The sequence below is a fragment of the Mycoplasma sp. Pen4 genome (assembly GCF_014352955.1).
GTDB lineage: Bacteria > Bacillota_I > Bacilli_A > Mycoplasmatales > Metamycoplasmataceae > Mycoplasmopsis.
This window is the reverse complement of the sequence record NZ_CP060691.1, coordinates 802,495-821,831: the sequence shown is the minus strand read 5'-3', so window position 1 is coordinate 821,831 and position 19,337 is coordinate 802,495. Positions and strand designations below refer to the sequence as shown.

The window sequence follows — 19,337 nt, the reverse complement described above, 5'->3', positions numbered from 1 at the left end:
GACTATTTTGATTATTTTATTTTGTTTCAAAATCACTATTAGAAATTACTTTTATGTCTAGCACATAGACATAATTGTATTAATAACTCTTTAGATGTTTTTAAAGTATTGAATTTCATATTTTTATTTTTAGTAAAAACTATATTTTCACAAAATATGGAAATATTTTATTGTTTTCATATTTATTCCATCTATTTTTAATAATAAAATGCCAATGTCTTAGGGTTAAAAGAAAAAGAAGTTAGAAAACTAACTTCTCATATTATTCACAGGATTATTTGTATGACATTTTTTCATTGTAAATTTTTTCGTCAAACGCTTTAATGAACTCAGTCATAATATCAATAACTGCTTGGATATCAACAAGTGATGCTGAACCAATTGGGCTATGTAAGTATCTTTGTGGGATTGTTAATGTTGTAACGGCTGCACCACCTGGAGCGAATTGTAATTCGTGTGAATCAGTTCCCCCACCACCAGCAACATATTTATATGCTGGAATTTCTTTTTCTTTTGCAAGATCTGTTAATACATCGATTAATTTTGGATCAGGTAATGTTCCTGAATCTTTAACTAAGATAGCAGCACCTTTTCCTAAAACTGTTGTACCAGGTTTACATCCTGTTGTATCATGTGAAGCACCAGTGTCAACTGCAAATGCAACTTCTGGATTAATGATTGAAACTGATGTTTTAGCACCACGTGTTCCGACTTCTTCTTGAACAGTTCCAACAAGGTAAACATCACAACCTAAGTCTAAATCAACAATATTGTTTGCTATAAATTCTAATGCAGTAACACCTGCACGGTTATCCATTGCTTTACCACCAATGATGTTGTTTGCAAAGTGAATTGTTTCACCACTCATGAAGATTTTGTCTCCAATTTCAATTTTAGCTTCTTCAACTTCTTTTTTAGATGCAAAACCTAAATCTACATATAAGTCTGATTCTTTAAGCGCAACTGAAACTTTTTCTCTTTCAAGAATATGGATTGATGTGTGTCCAAAAACTCCTGTGAATCTTTCTCCTGTTTGTGAAGAAACTACAACTGCTTTTGTACCAATAACAACTGTTGGTCATACACCACCAATTGTTGAAACTAAAATATTACCGTTATCAGCGATTTCACGCACCATGTAACCAACTTCATCCATGTGTGCTGCTAACATAACTTTTGGTGCATTAGGTTTTTTAGATTTTTTGTAGAAAATTACTGATCCTAATTTATCACGTGAAATTTCAAAACCAGGTTTGATATTAGCTTTTAATTCATCAACAACTGGTTCTTCATGACGTGACATAGCTTCAATTGCCATGTATGCTGATAAACGTTCTGCTAATTTTTCGTATTTTTTATCCATTTTTTTCTCCTTAATTATTAAATTCTGCTAATTTCTTTTCGAATTCATCGAAATCAACTTGCTTTTTAATCTCATCATTTAATTGCATGTAAACGATTTTATTATTTTCATCTAAAATAAACATTCCTCTAGCACATAATTGAATATTTTCAATTAAAACTCCTAAATCAACAGCATTATGGCGATCTAAGTAGTCTGAAAATAATTGAATTTTTCCAACTTTATGTCCTTCTTGATAGTTTTTTAAAGCTGGTGGTAAATCCATTGATATTGATGCGTAGTCAAAATTTGGATATTTTTCTGATAATTCAGCACCTCTTAAAATTTGCATGTCGCAAATAGAAGTGTCAGCTGATGGGAAACTTAAAAGAACTAAATATTTGTGTTCTCTTGTGATTGAAGTTTGTTCAAAACTTCCTGCTTTTGCAGCTTTAATATTAATAACATCACCAATTTGAGGTGCATTATCAACTAATTTATGTTTTGTTCCTGCTAATGTAACAAATCTCATTTTTTCTCCTTGTTATAAAAAAGATGCGTTTTTTATAACGCATATGGTGCACTAAACAGGACTTGAACCTGCACGGATTTCTCCAGTAGATTTTGAGTCTACGGTGTCTACCATTCCACCATTAGTGCATATAACTATTTTATTTATATATAAATTATATTAAATTCTTTTAAATTTGTGATTTTATAATGTAGAATATCTATGTGTTTTTTATATTAAATGACATTGTTTTAAAATATGTTTTATTTAATTATTTTAGAAACACAATAAACATTGAAATATTTTTAAAAATATACTTGACTTAATTTTTTGTATGCTATAATAATCTCGTATTTAATCAATTAAACGCTGAGAGCAAAAAAATAAAAAAATAATTTGTTTTGAAAAATTATTTTAGTGTATAATATTTAAGCAAATAGCAAATGCCGATTTAGCTCAGCGGTAGAGCAGCTGGCTGTTAACCAGTTGGTCGTTGGTTCAATCCCAATAATCGGCGCCATTTATGGTCTGTTGGTGAAGCGGTTAACACACATGGTTTTCATCCATGCATACACGGGTTCGATCCCCGTACAGACTGCCATTATGGAAGATTAGCTCAGCTGGGAGAGCGTCGCCCTTACAAGGCGAATGTCATGGGTTCGAGTCCCTTATCTTCCACCATGCCGTTTTAGCTCAGTTGGTAGAGCAACTGACTTGTAATCAGTAGGTCGTAGGTTCGAGTCCTATAAACGGCACCAGAAAGCATTTAAAGGCTTTTTTTTATAACTTTTTTGCAACATGCGCGGATGGTGAAATTGGCAGACACGCTAGATTTAGGCTCTAGTGCCTTCCGGCATGAGGGTTCGAGTCCCTCTTCGCGCACCAAAGCACTAAAATTTTTATCCTTATTAACATGCAGCTTCACATCCCACATATGTGAAGTTTTTTTATGCCTTATTTCAAGGGATAAATAAATTATTGTATATATTTTTGATTAAATGATATAACCCACAGATAATAATTCTATATTTTAATTTACCTTTTAATTTAATATAATTTTATGTAGAAAAAGAAAAGAGAAAAAATGAAATTAAATACTCCAAAAACAATAAAAAACAACTTAAAAAGATTAAAAAGAGCAATTTTTGATAATAGAGAAAAAATTTATGAAGCTTTATATCAAGATTTGGGTAAAAATAAAATTGAATCTGAATTAACAGAAATTGCTCCGGTTATTTCTGAGATCAATTTGTATATTAAGAAAGTAAATAAATGAAGCAAAAATAAGAATGTATCAACACCATTAAAATTATTTCCAGCAAAATCATATTATGCACATGAACCATTAGGTAATGTTTTAGTGATCTCACCGTGAAATTATCCATTTAATTTAACAATGATTCCATTCGTTAATGCCTATGGTGCAGGTAACAAAGTTATTTTAAAACCTTCTGAATTAGCGCCAAAAACTTCGTTACTTGTTAAAGAAATTTTAGAAGGTATTTTTAACAAAGAAGAAATTGAAGTTCATTTAGGTGGCCCTGAAGTAGTTGAAGAAATTTTTGCAAAAAAACTTGATTTTGTTATGTTTACAGGTTCTGAACGTGTCGGAAAAATAATATACAAAAAAGCAGCTGAAAAAATGATTCCTTGTCTTATGGAATTAGGAGGTAAAACACCTACGATTGTGGCATATTCGGCTGATATTGAAGATACTGCACTTAAAATTGTTTGAGGAAAAATGTTAAATCAAGGTCAAACTTGTGTTGCACCAGACTATATTTATGTGCACAAAGAAAAGAAAGACGAACTTATAGAAGCAATAAATTTTGCATATGATTATATTTCTAATTTGGCAGAAACTGATCAATTCGATGCCTTTGCCAAAGTAATAAACAAAAATCATGTTAATAGAATTCAAGGTCTTTCAAATAAAATTACCTTCAATAATGAAAAAACAAAAATGCATTTACTTTTAGAAGAAGCAACTTGAAATTCTAAGTCAATGCAAGATGAAATATTTGCTCCAATTCTACCTATTTTAACTTTTGAAGAAGTTGATGAAATTGTTAAAGAATTAGACGAAAAAGCTAATCCGCTAGCAATGTATGTATTTTCAAGAAATAATATTGAAATTAAATATCTTGTTGAAAATGTTAAATGTGGAAATGTAATGATTAATGACGCTGTGACATTTTTAAGTAATCAAAATTTAGGTTTTGGTGGTGTTGGTTCATCTGGTTTTGGTAAATATCAAGGTTATGAAGGGTTTAAAACATTTTCACATTTTAAACCTGTTGTTAATAAAAGATTATGATTTAAGGAAAAACTTAGATATCAAGTTTTCGGTAAGAATGACAAATTTTTAAAATTGTTTAAAAAATTTATATCAAAATAGCAAGTTAAATCTTGCTTTTTTGATGCTTTTATATTAAAAATATAAAAAAGTAAAAGAATATTATAAAATTAGACTATGAAACGCGTAGCAGTAAAAAGAGTAAACAAAATAAAAAACAAGTTAGAAGAAATAGGATTAATTCCAAAATGAACAATTCGCAATATGGTATTTGTTGCGATTTTAATTGCTATCTCAGTTAGTTTTACAGTTGTTGCTGCGCAAATTATTCCTATAGCTAATATTCCTTCATTTAAATTTGCCTTCATAGGTCTACCGGTTAAAATTACTGGGTTTATTTTTGGGCCTGTTATTGGTGTTTTTGTTGGAATTATTAGTGATTTACTTTCATTATTGTTTGTTCCGCCGGCCGGGTACACTCCTGTTTATACTTTAGCAACTGCTGTTAATGGTTTGGTTGCAGGTATTTTTGGTATGTACTTTATGCATTTTCTTAGATATGCATTTTCAAAAAAATACAAACTTGCAAGAATTGCAATTAAAATCAATATGTATGCTGATAAGTACAAAATTGCTAAAGCTAAGGAAGATAATAAAAAAGCAACTAGAATTGCATTAAAAATTATTGAATTAAATAGCAAACGTATTTTTGTTAAAGATGATCAGGCACAACAAAAAGAGTTAAAAAATATTTATTTTATTACAGGTATTTTATTCATGTTGCTTGCAATTGCGATCATTGTATCAGTAATTTTAAGTGATCACCCTAAAGTTGATGAAGCAATTCAAAAAGGTATTATTAAAGACAAATATTCATTATTAGCAATTATGACCGCAGGAATGATGTTGTTTATTGTATTTATTACTGTTGCACGCTTCAAAATGAATACTGATCATTTCTTAGTGTTTGTACCAATTATTGTTTTCTCAGCCTTTTTAGAATTGATTAATGTACCGATTTTATCTTATGCAGATTTAATTACTCTTGGTGATGGTGATACTTCAAATATGTTTGTTTGAATCACACAACATATTCTTACTTCGCCTGTAAAAATTTGATTCAATGTTTTTGTTATCTATTATTCATATTCAATTATTTCTCGTTTAATCACAAAAGGACAAAATCTTTCATATTAGGAGGATTTATTTGATATGGCCAAAAATAACGTTATTTTAGTTGTTAAAAACATTTTTATTAAAAAGAATGCTAAAAAAATTAATGGTATATCATGACCAAAAGCAACTATTTCTATTCCGATGCTAAAAGTAAGACGTGACGAGAAATTAGCTTTATATATTTCAAAAGATAATAAAAACTTAAATTTTAGAAACATAGCACAATATGTTATTGGTGATAAACTTTCATCAATGACTTATTTTAATAAAGTTAATGAAAATGAATATTATGATTACTCAAACTTTTTAACTAATAAAAAAGAGGTTATTGCAAAAACTTCTTACTTTAATGTTAGTGAAATTGTTAATGAAAATGATATAAATCTTCCATTATTTGAGATTTGAAATGACTGTTTTAAAATAGCTAAAAAACTTGTTGAAGATAAAGAATTTATTAACAAATTTAAAGTTCATGAATACTCACTTAAAAACATCATATACACCATTGTTAGAAACAATACTTCAGAATTAATCACTCTCACTGAAGAATTTGTTAAGAAATTCAAGATCACAACTGCTAGAATTAAGGCACTTTATGGTGATGCAACACTAAAAGATGATGAGACTAATTTAATCAATGATTTAAAAAACACAATCAATGAATTTAAAAATCAAACACTAAAACCTTATTTAAGTTTATTTAGAGAATTCAAAACATATTTTAATCAGTTAAATGATAACTTCCAACAAAACCATTTAAACAATCAAACTCGCTTAATTGAGGAATCTAAGATCAAACTTAATTACATGAATCAAATTAATACTTCAAGTATCTTGAAAGTTGAGAATGATTTAAAAATTAGGGATCTAAATTTTGAGATTGAATATTATAGAAATTACAAAAATTCAATCCTTAAAATCTCCAAAAAAATGATGAATAATTTTATTCTTTTAATTAAAAAAGAAATTCAAACACTCGAACTTAAGAAAAAGTTAATTGATTATGTTAATGATGATTATTTTGACATTATCAAAGACATTTTCCTCAAGGAATTAGAGTTAAAAATTTGAAACAAGAACTATAATTCTCTTTTATATTTAAATGTTAATGAGTTAATAAATTTAAAAAATAGCATTAGTTCTGAAATAAATCTTTTTATTAGTAACAATTTCACTCAAAATATTAAAAAATATAAAAACAAGAATATCTCAGAAATTAAGGAATTCATATCTCGTGAATTTGTTTTTGATATTAAGACTTACACTATTAAGTCTAAAATGGCGAGCGAAAAGATCAATGAAGAAATTTTAAAATGTAAAGAACAAATCAGGAATATTAAATATCGTCCATTCAACCACATTTCAAGTTATAAAAATATTGTTGCTGTGCATGAGTTTGAAGAACAAATTAAACTTGCTACAGCAGAATTAGAATGAGCTAGATATTCCGAACAAAAACTTTTTAGCACTTATTTAAAGAATAAAGAGTTTAGACTATCAAGATTTATTACCAAAATAAAAAACTGTATTTCAGAATTACAAGATGAAATTGCTAAAACACAACGCTTTTATGTTGCTAAATCATATTCATTAACTTCAGTACTCCCGGCTGGTTTAGACGAGACTTTAAATGACTTATCATTCTTTTTAAAAAACAATTGAATGAATAATGCACTTTTTGAATTAATTAATTATTCTAGTTCTAAAACATCACCGTCAAATAAATTTTTAATCCAATGTGCAAGTATTATTAAGTTTGCTGAAATCTTTGAAACTATTTCGGTTACACCTGATAACTACTTAATAAAATTCTCACAACTCGAGACAATTGATAAAGCAAAATTAAAACTCACAAAGTATCGTTTAAAGAATGATTCGGTTTTATTTGTCGAGGATGACACTTCTAATGATTTCTCGAAGGAAACTAGAAATGAGTTTCTTCGGGTATTATTTAAGTTTTCAGACACACAAAAAATTCCAATTGTTTTTATTACATCAGATTTAGATGTTATTAAGAGACAATTTGATCGTGTTTATATATTTGATGACACCCAATTATTAGAGGGTGGAAAAGTTAAACAAGTATTTGAAAATCCAATTAACCCAACATTAAAGGCGCTTTTAAATCAAAGAATTGATACAATCAACTTCCAAAAGAATTTAGATTTCACACAATTTTTCATTAAAGAAGGTATTTATTATAAAGGTAATGGGAATTCACATTTTGTGTATTCAACTTTACAAGAGTTTCAAAAATGAACTTTAAATAATTCTAATGTTGATTTCTTTTTTGATAAAAATGCTAATACTGCTGAAAAAGCAGCATTAACAGCAACGCAAACAACTATTGTGAGCTCAGATGATTATTTCTCGGTTTTTGATGATGAAGAAATTGTTTTAACAGACCAACAACATAAAGCAATTCTTGAACCAGAAGATAAAAAGGATCATGAATTATTCTGAGCCGTAAAAGAATTAGAAGAGAATCACACAGAACACAATATTGATAAAACACTTTTAGATAAGTTGTTATAGTATATGTTATAATTTTAAGCAAGGACAGAGGTACTTGCTTTTATTTTATAAAAGCTTGTTGAGAAATACTCTTATTAGCTGATCTGGTTAATACCAGCGTAGCGAGTCTTCTCTTATTGACTTTTCCTGTCCGGAAAGGTTTTTTATTTATGTTTAAAATTAAGAAATTGTTATTAACAATGGCGACTATTACGCCAATCATAGGTATTGCATCATTACCTATTTCATGTTCAAAAGAACATGGGCAAACAACTCAAAAAACAGTTGTTAAAATGGCTTTATCATTTACAGATTCAAATGGCGAAGTTATTCCACAAAATTTAATTGATGAATTTAAAAATACAATTAATACAAAACTTAAAGATAAAAAGATTGAAGTAGATTTCATTAATAATGGAAATGATGACTATACAACAATCTCAAACAACTTATTAAATGGAACAATTGACTTTGGTTTCATTTCATCAGGAAGTATGTTGTCAAAAAAAGATGACGTTAAAACAGAAGGATTACAAATAAAACTTCAAACACTAACCCCAATGTTCAAAGGCGATGTAGTGAATGCAACGTATGCAACAGACAATGGTAAAACATTAAAAGACATTGCATCAAATGAGTATGCAGAATTTAGTAGATTGCCTTGAGGCGAAGAATGAAATGATGAAACAAATGGTAATGGATGAAATGGTTCAATTTACCAAAAGTTCTACAACGTAGGTGAAAAAGTTAGTTATCAAAGGGGATTAGTAATTGCGATTGCCGATCAAGATATGCATGGTCAAATTATGTCTGCATGAAATTCAAAGAAATTCTCAGAATTTGTAAAATTTGGAATCGGAATTGGAAAAGCTAGTTCAGGAAGCAAATACATCTTACCTGAAGCACTATTCAAATCTCACTTTGATGATTTTACTTCATTAGAAAAAGCAAAAGTAGATTATAAAGATTATATTAAAGCAGCTAAAGTTACTGAAGCCAATGCAAATCCTAATTTACATATTTTCTTTGATAATGAAGGTTCATACACATGAACACATTACAAGGATAAAAAACAATTTGCATTCGCTGCAAACCCGGAAGTTAGACCAAACCAAACATTTAAATTTTTATCTGTGACAAACCCATTACCTTATAACGTAGGTGTTTTTGGTAAAAATGTCAAACCTGAAATTGCAGATGTAATTTCAAAAGCATTTGTAGAAGTAGCAAATGAAAACAAAGATCCAATTGGACCGAGAAATGGTTTCGTTGGATATGAATTTATTGAAAATCCTGATCAAACATTTTGAAATTTAATTGATCAAATAACAAACCCAAAGAATTAGAATTATGAAAATACAATTTAGCAATGTATCTATCAGTTATGATAAAAAGAGTAATATCTTAAATAACGTTAATTTAGAATTAGTTAACGGTGAATTAATAGGCTTTATTGGAAAAAGTGGATGTGGTAAATCTACTTTGTTAAAGTCTCTTTTTGACTACAACACAGTATTAAAAGGTGAAATTCTTATCAATGATAGTAACATTCTAAATTTATCAAAACACGAACAAAAGAAATATAAAAATATTATTTCGTATGTTGATCCAGACGGACTTAATGTAGTTGAATTAGATACATATAAAAATATCTTGTTGGATTTCAATAATTATAAAAATCCATTTTTTAAAATGTTCAGAATTTTAAGTAAAGAGCAATTAAATGATTTGTGAAATCTTGCAGATAATTTTGGTGTTTCGGAATTTTTATTGACTCCAGTAAAACTATTATCGAGCGGTCAAAAACAACGTTTAAACCTAGTGCACGGGTTTTTTAGAAAAAATAAAATTATATTAGCAGATGAACCAACAAGTAATTTAGATATTCTTAATGGTAAAAAAGTAATGCGTTTTTTTGAAAATAACAAAACAGACAAAATGATCTTAATTGCTATTCACGATATTGACCTAGCGATGCAGTATTGTGATAAATTAATCGCAATAAGCGATAATAAAATTGATCATATTTTTGAAAAAAACACCTATAACAAAGAGGTTTTAGTTAAATATTTTGATGAAAAGCAAATTTAATAATCGCTATCTTAATCAAAAAAAGTTATTCTTTTGAATAACATTATTACTTTTATTTATTTTTCTAATTTACTCATTATATAACTTACGTTTTTTTAGTAGTGTTCCAAGACCAGGATTTAAAAGATCTTGAAATATAATTGCAAATATTTGAAGTTTTAACAGCACAAATGAAAAACTACCTGGGATAAATATATGAGCATTAAATGCCAAATATTTTTGAATAACACTAAAGGGTGCAACAGGTGGTACTGTAATAGGGTTTTTATTTGCAATTGTCAGTGGTTATTGAACTGCTACAAATATTCATAAACATAAAGTTTTTAGTGTTATAGCAAAAATTATAGTTTTATTAATTCGTGCTTTTCCAGCAATTATCATTATTCTTTTATTCAAAAATACATTTAGTACATTTTTAGCCATTTTTTTCTTATACTTTTGATTCACTTGATTATGAATGAACCGGTACATAAGTGATTTAATTGAAGCACAAGACTTAAGATTATATTGAAGAGATATAGCTCAAGGTAAAAGCAAAATACTTAGTTTTTATAAGAATGTTTTTCTTAAAGTAAAAAATAAATTCTTAATGAATTTCCTACTTGCTTATGAGTCTAATATTAGATGAGCAACAATTTTAGGAGTTATGGGAATCCAAGGTATAGGTTTTTTCTTTGGGACTGGAGAAATAGAAATATATAAAAATAACCTTGGTATAACTTTATTCTTTATAGGTCTATTTGTTGGTTTAATTGAGTTTTTATTATTTATATTTAACAAATTTTTATTGCCTGCTCCTAGCATTAAAAAGTCTAATATAAGTGACATTTACTCATTTAAATATAATTGAAGGTTATATGTTAAAGTTTGTCTAGTTCTAATTTTATTGATTATTAGTATCATTTCCTTTATCGATTTATTTAGTGGTTGAAAAGTAAATGGTAGTGTTTTTAAGGAATGATTTAAACAAATATTTAATGCTGACTTTTCATATTTATCAAAAACATCAATAGCTTGAGATTACTTTATCTTATTCCAAGAATCATTTGTAGCATTGAGTTTTGCGGTTATTTTAGCTCTATTATTTGCTTTTGTATTATCTGAAAAGCTTGTTAATAATTATTTATCAATATCATCTAAAATAATTCTTATATTCATTAAGATTACACCAGTGTATTTTTGATATTTAATATTTGGTCCAATGATGTATTCTGAAAGCGCCATTACATTAGCATTAATGATTGGATCGTTTAGATCATTAAGTAAGCAATTTACTTCATCTATTAATACGATAGATGCAAAAAAAGTCAACTTTTTATATGTTCAAGGATGATCTAAATTTAAAATTTATACAAACTATATTATTCCTAAAATCAAACTATCAATGATATCTGTATCTATTTTTGAGTTAGAAGATGTTCTAAGAAACTCAATAACTTATAGTGCATTTGCTAACTTAGGAATATATAGAATCATTCAACAAGCTCAAGAAAAATCTGAATATAGCAAAATAATTCCAGTCATTTTACCTGCTTATATATTGTTTATTGTCTTTGAATTAAGTTTTTGAATATATAAGCAAAAAGATGTTTTGAGAAGCAAAATAAAATTTTTAAAAATGAGTTAAACAAAAAACTGCTTAAAGCAGTTTTTTGTTTATATAATTTCAATTTTAACTTGTGTTGGTTTTTCACTTGTAGAACTATTTTCTTGAAGTGAAAGTATTTTTTCAAATTCTTCTTTTGTAACTGAGATATATAAATTAAGTTCAGTATTTTTAACTTGTGTTGGGAAGTTTCATGCAGTATAAATTTCTTTATTTTCATTTAAATAAGCATCTCAACCAGATGGAATTATTAATTTTTCATTCATTAATCTTGGTGTGTATGTTTGAGCTAATTTAAGTGTGAGATTTTCATCGACAAATTTCAATTCACCTATGAGAGAGGTTAATTGAACTAATAATGCAGAATTATTTTTTCAAAAGTCATTTGTAGATGATGTATTAACAAGTTGTAAGTCACTTGTTTCAAATTCACTTTGGTGCAATTTAACTTTAACAAGATATTGAGTTTGATTAAATCTTTGTTTAAATTCTTCATTATCACTTAAATATTTATGATTTTCATCTTTATTTTCGGTATCAAAAACTCATGGTTGTAATGTATTTGTGCCTTCAACAAAGTCTCTTTTGGCGAAATTAAATGATATTCCAATTCCATTATATAAGTTGGTTTGTAGATCAAATTCTAACTTTTTATTAGTCCCCTCAACAGCTAAATATTTTAAGTTATCAATTGTATATGGTTCTGTCATAACTTTGTATGATTGATTTTTAAGACTCTCAACTTCTCCCAATGCTAATTCAGGGAGTAAATTATTTTGTATTGCTTCATTGTAGTTGAAGTATAAGTTTTGTACAAATCTTAAAGGTCTTTGTGGATCAAGTGAAACATTTAATCTACGATTAGACATTGAAAAACTTTTTGAATTTTCAAATTTAAACTTAAGTAATTCTTGTGTTTTCTTTAAATATGGTTCATTATATTTTGCCATATATTCATTTCTTAAGTGACTAAATTGAGTTTCTAAATTGTTTATTGTATCTCATGTAATTTGCTCTGGTGTTGTATCTAAAAAATCAGTAACATATTGATCTATTTGCTGAAGATACTCGTTTAAACCTTGTTTCATTGAATGAGATGCATTTAATTTAAAAACATCTGAAAGACTTCTGAAATAGAATTTTTTAATTGCATATTGTGCGTTTAAATATTCTTGTCTCTCCTTGACGGTTATATCACTATTTAAGTTAAAAACGTTTTTAAAAACCTTAATAACTTTTAGTAATCTAGATGTTATTTTAGTATTAAAATTATTTAGCGCTTTATTAATGGAGTATGTATCAAGCAATCCATGCTCTATTTTTTTAGCTAGTTCATTAAAATCTTCCTCAAAAACATTCATTCATTGATCATTTGTTGAGTATGGTGTAAAGAAATGTTTGTAAATGAATGAATTTTTGTGTAGTAAAGTTTCTACAGCTTGAATAGCTTCAGGATCTTGTTGTTTAACTAAATAAAGCACACTAACAACTATCTCGTGTTGTGTTTGATTGTAATCATGAATAAGGGTTTTCATATTCTCAACATATTCTTTTATATCTTTATGTTCTGTAAAAACTCGAATTAATTTTGCATTTTCTAATGGGTTTTGGTCTTTTGTATTTTTTGTTGTTTCATTAGAACATGAAACAACCATTGGTATAAAACTAATAGAACTTGCCGCAAGTATTAAATTGAATATTTTTTTCATAATATATTATTTGCTTTTGTCTTGTGTAAATGTAATTAATACATTTTTGAAAAGGTTTTCTTTAAGTTTTGAAACTTCATCAGTTGCAGCAAGTGCTTTGTTTTGAATATCGATAACAGGTTTTCAAACTTCATCAAGTCAAGTGTTTAATTCTTTGATTTGAGATTCTAAACCTGGTTTTACATTAGCATCAAAGTTTTTATATGCTTCTTGTGCCTCTTTAAATGTATTTTGGTCTTCTTCTGTTTTCTTAGAATCATTAAATGTTCTAGAAGCAGTTTGAATTTTATTTTCTTCTTCAGTAATTTTTGAAGTAATTAAACCAATTTTGGCTTGAATTAAGTAGTGAAGTTTATCACGTTTAATTTTTCCATCAACAATTTCAATTGGTTGTGGTTGTGAGTTAAGTGCTTTTGAAATTGCAGCATTGTATGAATCAATAATTTGTTGTAGTTCAAATTTTGTTGAATTTGCAGAATTGAAATCAACTAATTCATTCATTGCTTCTTCTCTTTGTTTACCAAATTCTTTTAATTGTTCATCAACAACAATTTGTTTTGCTTTCAATTTCTCAATTTTAGGAGCAAACAATTCGTTGTAAATATCATCTGGAATAGGGAAAACGAAGTCTACACTTGAGAATATTTCACTAATGTAGTGCTTAAGACTTGTTTCATCAAAGATGTTTCCACCGAATGTTTCAGCTAAAAAGTAACTATCTGATAAGTAGTAGAAGAAATTGTTTCAATTATCATCTAACATGTAGTTTTCTGGAAGTGAATTATCTTTTACTAAGATATTTCAGTTTTCTCTCTTTGTATTATCATTTCCGATGTTGAATTTGTAATTTTGTTGTGTAATTCCAAATGTTCTTAATGAGAATAATGCTTTAGTATAGTCTCTTACCAATGAAATTAAACCGTTTTGAACATTTACGTTATATGCAAAAAGGCCCGGATTTACAAGCGAAAGGTTTGCTGCAAGATATTTGTTTTCAGGAACTTGAGAACTTGGCCCATTTTGTGAACCTGAACCAATTAAGTTTGATGCATCAAATGAATATTTAATGTAGTATCTGTATTTATCGTTTTTAACTTTATTTGATAATAAACTTTGGTTTTGTGCATCTTCGGTGTTTGAAACATTTACTAAATCCTCTTTGTCATAGATAGAAATGTGTCCCATACGAGCCAATTTATCATCAGCACCTGATATGTCCATAAAGTTTAATGAACTAATATTGAAGTCATATTGTGGTTTAAAGTCTTCAATAACATTAAAGTCATATGGAAGGTAACCTTGTTTTGTGTATTGATCTTGTAAAAGTTTAATATTTTCAATTCCGTCTAATTTTGCTTGGATTCTTGCAATATTATTTGTTTTATCAGTTGAATCTGGTTTTGCTTTTTCATCTTCTAATTCTTTTTCTAATTTTGCCTTAGCAGCATCAGAAACTATATTTTTAAATGTTGTAAAAACATCTTTATAAATAAGAGATTCTTTTGCTTCACCTGTTTCATTATCAGTGATTGTAACTCCTGTTTTTTCTGAGTATGATTTTTTACCATTGATAATGTAGAACGAATTAAATTCTGATTTAGTAGCATTTTTGTTTAATTTTAAGTACTCTAAACCAAAATCTATTCTGTATTTGTGCACAATGTCAATAACTTGATCATATGTTGCATTAGAATCACCTTTGATTTTAATTTCTTTTCTTGGTGCATTTGGGGCAGGATTTTTTACATCTTCTCAAGTAATGTTTTCGTTAATTTCTTGAATTGAAGTAATTTTTGCATATTCATCTTGAAGTTTTTTGAATGTTGTTTTAAGTTCATTTGATAAATTAGTTGCTGAGTTAGTGATAGTTGAATCTTTTGAATTAGCAATAATTAAATTAAGACGATCGATTGTTTCGTTAACAATTAAACTTGTTGATAAGTTATTTGTAACTAAAACACGCATGTATTCGAAAAGTTTATTGATCTCATCGATGTTTCTTTCGATGTCAGAATTTAAGATACGGCCATTATTATCTCTTAGTGAATCAACAACTGGTCCGTATGATTTAAAGAAATTTTGCATTAATTCAAACGCATTACGAAGTGAGTTTAAGTAAACGCTATTGTAAATAATTGTTCCTTGTTTTTCATGGTCTAATTTCGTTTCGATATTTTCTTTGAAATTATTTTTAACATCTGAGAAATATTGAACGAATTTTTTATGATCAGTTCTTAATGTATAAAGTAATGATTCTTTCTTGTATTGTTCATTAGAAATTAATTCATTATATTTGTTTTCTAATGAGTTATTTTGCTCAATAATTTTATTTCAGTCATTTGCCGCAGTATAAATATATTTAACAAATTCGTTAAATACTGTTTCTACTTGCATTAAGGCGTTTTGGTTAAAATTATTAACATTTTCCGGAACATGTACTTCAACATGTCCTGGTTTAACATTTTGGATGTTTTCTTCATTTGTCATACCACAACTTACAGCGATAAAAGCAGCTGATGCTGCAATTGAAGTAGCCGGTATTGTGAGTAGTAATTTTCTTATTTTTTTCATATTACAATTATAAAACATTAATTTAGTATTGGTATAACAATCAAAAATATGGAAATCTTCCAAAAAAGACAATATTTTTTAATTTTTCATTAAAAATCAATCAATTTTTATTGAAGCCCAGATTTATGAAATAATAAAAATCACATTTAACAGAAGTTGTTTTCAAATATGCTTTAAAAAACAATGAATTGAAAAAGTGAAATTTATGAAATTCTAATAATCTAGGATGCTCATTTATTTATAAATAAATGTGGTATCATTTAAGTATTATATGCAAAGCAAGGAGTAACATGATAACAGCAATTTTAATTATTGTCTCAATCGTAATAATCGTAATTTCATTCATGATGTCACCAGATTCAAATGGTTTTTCAGGGGCATTGGTTGGTTCAGGAGATTTAGATTTATTTAAAACCTCAAAAGAAAGAGGTCTTAAAAAAGTTTTAAAATGATCAATGATTGTTTTAGGTTTCATCTTATTCATTGTTTCGATAATCTTAAGAATAACAGGACAAATATAGAAAATTAGAAAAGGAAAATAATGGACAAGAATAAAATATTTAATTTCATCAAATCTGCAAAAAGTAGATCATTTTTAGATATCGCAAAAGGTTGTGGTATCCCATCGAAACAAAATTTTGAATTAACTAAAATACTTTCTGAATTACAATCAGAATATTTAATCTTTAAAAATAATCGCGATGAATATTATGCACCAGTTTTAACAGACACAATTGAAGGTGTTTTAAATGTATCAATGAAAGGTAACTTTGGTTTCGTTGATTATGACATTGATGAAGCAAACAAAACAAAGAAAAGTGTTTTTGTAAAGTCATTCAATTTTAATGGTGCAATCAATGGAGATACAGTTAAAGTTAATGTGTATAAATCGGAATATCAAGATGCACAAGACTTAACACATGGTGTTATTACAAACATTGTTGCAAGAGGTAATGAAACAATTATTGGTTTTATCAAAGTAAAAAATGTTTCAAAATACTTTGCACCAATTGACAATTGCTTTAAATCATCAAAATTTAAATTAGTTTCATCTGTGGTACCAACTAAATTAAATGACTTAGTTGTGGCCAGAATAATTGCTTATGAACGTAATACAATTTCGATTCAAGTAGAAAGAGTTATCACAAATGAAGCTGACCCAATGGTGTTTGTTAAGTCATACTTAGAAAAAATCAAAGCACCAAGTGGTTTCCCAGAAAAGTTACTCCCAGAAATCAATAATATTCCAGTTTCAATTGACACAGAAGAACAAACAAACAGAGTTGATTTAACAGATAGAATGATCGTTACAATTGATGGTGATGATACAAAAGATTTTGATGATGCCATCACAGCAAAAAAATTACCTAATGGAAACTATTTCCTTGGAGTTTATATTGCTGATGTTTCGCACTATGTAAAAGAAGGAAGTTTAATTAACGAAGAAGCTTTAAGCAGAGGGACAAGTATTTATCTTGTTGACAGAGTTATCCCAATGCTTCCAGTTGAATTATCAAATGGAATTTGTTCATTAAACCCAAATGAAAAAAGATTTGTTTTAGCTTGTGAAATGGAAATCAATCCACAAGGTGAAAATGTTAAAGTAGACGTATTTCAAGGAATAATTGAAAGTAAATTTAGACTTACATACAAAAATGTTGATAAGTTTTACAAAACAGGTTTATTAAATGAAGATCATCCAAATCAAGAAGGCGTTAAAGAACTTAAAGATATGCTTTTACAAGCAGAAGAATTAAGCAAAATTCTTCATAAATACAAAATTAACCAAGGTTATGTTGATTTTGAAATTGTTGAACCGAAAATTAAACTTGATGAAAACGGTAATGTTAAAGATATCGTTATTAATCAACGTGGCTTCTCTGAAGTTTTAATTGAAGACTTCATGGTTAGAGCAAATGAAACTGTTGCAAAATTTTTATTCGACCAAAAACTTCCTGTTTTATACCGTATTCACGAAGCACCAGATGAAGATAAATTAGCAAGCCTTAAAAATGCTTTAAGTGTTATTGATATTAATGCAAGCACTTTAAATCCGAATACAATTACTCCCAAAATCTTTGCTGATTTTGTTGAAAAAGTTAAACAAGTTCGCGATGATGATTTTATTAAACTTATGTTTTTACGTTCAATGCAAAAAGCAATTTATTCTGATAATAACATTGGACACTTTGGTTTAGCTTCAAAACACTACTGCCACTTCACAAGTCCTATCCGCCGTTATCCAGATTTAGTGATTCACCGTATTATTAGAAACTTTATTATCAACAAAGATTTAGCTAAATTAGATGCTTTCAGAAACGAATTACCAATATTTGGTGATTTAAATAGCAAGAGTGAACAAAAAGCAGTACAAATTGAACGCAATGTTAATGATTTAAAATTTGCTGAATATCTTAAAAACAAAGTAGGTCAAAGTTTCAAAGCTCAAATTTTAAGTATTTTAAATTTTGGTTTCTTTGTTGAATTTGATTTTAAAGCAAGTGGTTTAATTCATAAATCAACACTTGTAGATGGTACATATGAACCAAACGAAACTTTAACTAAGTTAATTTCACCAAAACGTACTTTTACACTTGGTGATTATGTTGATGTAACAATCATGGGAGCTGATTTAGTTGAAGGTAAGGTTGATTGTGTATTAACAGATTTATATGATGATTTCGTAAACAAAAAGAATCAAGATGCACAAGAAAGAAAAAACGCTAAAAATGCAAAAAGAAAATAATTCTAAAAAAACAGGTTTAGTCAAAAATAGTTTAGGTTTTGATTCAGATTTATATATTTATCAAGATAAATCAATGTTCAACTATTCAGTAGATACAATTCTTTTAGGTAATTTTATTTACTTGAATAAAAAAATCACTCGTGCCTTGGAAATAGGTACAAACAATGCTGCTCTTGCAGTTTTTGTTGCCTCACGTAATCCAAAATTACAAATTGATGCTGTTGAGATTCAAACAAAAGCAGCAGAATTAGCTGCAAAAAATATTGAATTAAACAATATGCAAGATCAAATTAATGTTATTAATCAAGACTTTAATGATTTTTACAAACAACAAATAAAAAAACAAGTTAAAAAATACCAAATTATTTTTTGCAATCCACCATTTTATCCATACGATAAAAGTAAAATTAAAAAGAATATTTCACAAGAGAAACTTATTGCTACTCATGAAATTCACTTAAATTTAGAACAATTAATTGAAGGTTGTTCAAAATTAATTGAACAAAAAGGATTCTTATCTTTGGTTTTACCAGTCGAAAGAATAGTTGACTGTTTCGAAATTATGCGTAAGCACAAATTTGAACCAAAAAGAATTCAATTTATTATTCCAAGAATTGATGACAAACCTAAGTTTGCATTAATTGAAGCGCGTTATCAAACTGGATGAGGAGTTCATTTTTTGAACAACTTATACTTGCATGATAATGAAAACAAGAATGATCATTCATATTTGCCAGAAATTAAAGAATTATATAAACCTAAAAAAGTATAGAGG

At 27.7% G+C, this 19,337-nt stretch carries 13 protein-coding genes, 6 tRNA genes and 1 riboswitch; of the genes, 14 read left to right on the top strand and 5 right to left on the bottom strand.

What is annotated here, in order from left to right; genetic code table 4:
- Positions 1-274: 274 nt before the first annotated feature.
- The 3 genes from H9M94_RS03285 to H9M94_RS03275 all read right to left on the bottom strand — a co-directional run bounded on the left by H9M94_RS03285 (position 275) and on the right by H9M94_RS03275 (position 2,002).
- Entirely contained in the window at positions 275-1,363 is a 1,089-nt protein-coding gene (locus tag H9M94_RS03285; protein ID WP_187469503.1) for a M42 family peptidase, read from the bottom strand.
- Positions 1,364-1,373: 10 nt separating this feature from the next.
- Positions 1,374-1,874 carry a redoxin domain-containing protein gene (locus tag H9M94_RS03280; protein WP_187469502.1) on the bottom strand — a complete coding sequence of 167 codons (501 nt, stop codon included), beginning with the start codon at positions 1,872-1,874 and terminating at the stop codon, positions 1,374-1,376.
- 44 nt (positions 1,875-1,918) lie between these two features.
- Positions 1,919-2,002, bottom strand: a tRNA-Leu gene (locus tag H9M94_RS03275).
- Between the two features lie 296 nt (positions 2,003-2,298).
- Here H9M94_RS03275 and H9M94_RS03270 point away from each other — a divergent pair.
- From H9M94_RS03270 to H9M94_RS03220, 11 genes are all read left to right on the top strand, one after another.
- A tRNA-Asn gene (locus H9M94_RS03270) sits at positions 2,299-2,373 on the top strand.
- A gap of 5 nt (positions 2,374-2,378) precedes the next feature.
- A tRNA-Glu gene (locus H9M94_RS03265) sits at positions 2,379-2,454 on the top strand.
- A gap of 4 nt (positions 2,455-2,458) precedes the next feature.
- Positions 2,459-2,534, top strand: a tRNA-Val gene (locus tag H9M94_RS03260).
- Position 2,535: 1 nt separating this feature from the next.
- A tRNA-Thr gene (locus tag H9M94_RS03255) sits at positions 2,536-2,611 on the top strand.
- Positions 2,612-2,653: 42 nt separating this feature from the next.
- A tRNA-Leu gene (locus H9M94_RS03250) sits at positions 2,654-2,738 on the top strand.
- Between the two features lie 199 nt (positions 2,739-2,937).
- Positions 2,938-4,251: an aldehyde dehydrogenase family protein gene (locus tag H9M94_RS03245; protein ID WP_187469501.1), complete on the top strand. Its 1,314-nt coding sequence runs from the start codon at positions 2,938-2,940 to the stop codon at positions 4,249-4,251.
- A 75-nt stretch (positions 4,252-4,326) separates the two neighbouring features.
- Complete coding sequence (locus H9M94_RS03240; protein WP_187469500.1) at positions 4,327-5,346, top strand: ECF transporter S component; 1,020 nt, start codon at positions 4,327-4,329, stop codon at positions 5,344-5,346.
- Between the two features lie 15 nt (positions 5,347-5,361).
- Positions 5,362-7,860: an MAG1360 family OppF-related protein gene (locus H9M94_RS03235; protein WP_187469499.1), complete on the top strand. Its 2,499-nt coding sequence runs from the start codon at positions 5,362-5,364 to the stop codon at positions 7,858-7,860.
- 16 nt (positions 7,861-7,876) lie between these two features.
- A riboswitch (TPP riboswitch) is annotated at positions 7,877-7,982 on the top strand.
- A 27-nt stretch (positions 7,983-8,009) separates the two neighbouring features.
- Positions 8,010-9,185, top strand: coding sequence for an ABC transporter thiamine pyrophosphate-binding lipoprotein p37/Cypl (gene cypl / locus H9M94_RS03230; protein WP_187469498.1), 1,176 nt, complete (start codon positions 8,010-8,012; stop codon positions 9,183-9,185).
- Between the two features lie 4 nt (positions 9,186-9,189).
- Positions 9,190-9,930, top strand: a complete 741-nt coding sequence (locus tag H9M94_RS03225; protein ID WP_187469497.1) for an ATP-binding cassette domain-containing protein — start codon at positions 9,190-9,192, stop codon at positions 9,928-9,930.
- Entirely contained in the window at positions 9,914-11,557 is a 1,644-nt protein-coding gene (locus H9M94_RS03220) for an ABC transporter permease (protein ID WP_187469496.1), read from the top strand. The genes H9M94_RS03225 and H9M94_RS03220 overlap by 17 nt, the downstream gene beginning before the upstream one ends.
- 29 nt (positions 11,558-11,586) lie before the next feature.
- On the opposite strand, the gene H9M94_RS03215 is transcribed toward H9M94_RS03220, so the two are convergent.
- Together H9M94_RS03215 and H9M94_RS03210 are read right to left on the bottom strand one after the other, a co-directional pair.
- A complete protein-coding gene (locus H9M94_RS03215) occupies positions 11,587-13,245 on the bottom strand; it encodes a hypothetical protein (protein ID WP_187469495.1) in 1,659 nt (552 codons plus the stop codon).
- 6 nt (positions 13,246-13,251) lie between these two features.
- Complete coding sequence (locus H9M94_RS03210; RefSeq protein ID WP_187469494.1) at positions 13,252-15,816, bottom strand: hypothetical protein; 2,565 nt, start codon at positions 15,814-15,816, stop codon at positions 13,252-13,254.
- A gap of 290 nt (positions 15,817-16,106) precedes the next feature.
- Between H9M94_RS03210 and secG the strand changes: the two genes are divergently transcribed.
- From secG to H9M94_RS03195, 3 genes are read left to right on the top strand one after another with little or no spacing between them, the layout of a single operon-like run.
- A complete protein-coding gene (gene secG / locus H9M94_RS03205; protein ID WP_255483449.1) occupies positions 16,107-16,337 on the top strand; it encodes a preprotein translocase subunit SecG in 231 nt (76 codons plus the stop codon).
- A 20-nt stretch (positions 16,338-16,357) separates the two neighbouring features.
- The gene (gene rnr / locus H9M94_RS03200; RefSeq protein WP_187469492.1) at positions 16,358-18,562 is read left to right on the top strand and encodes a ribonuclease R; all 2,205 of its coding nucleotides are present in this window, start codon (positions 16,358-16,360) and stop codon (positions 18,560-18,562) included.
- Positions 18,546-19,334, top strand: a complete 789-nt coding sequence (locus H9M94_RS03195) for a tRNA1(Val) (adenine(37)-N6)-methyltransferase (protein WP_187469491.1) — start codon at positions 18,546-18,548, stop codon at positions 19,332-19,334. The genes rnr and H9M94_RS03195 overlap by 17 nt, the downstream gene beginning before the upstream one ends.
- Positions 19,335-19,337 lie beyond the last annotated feature (3 nt).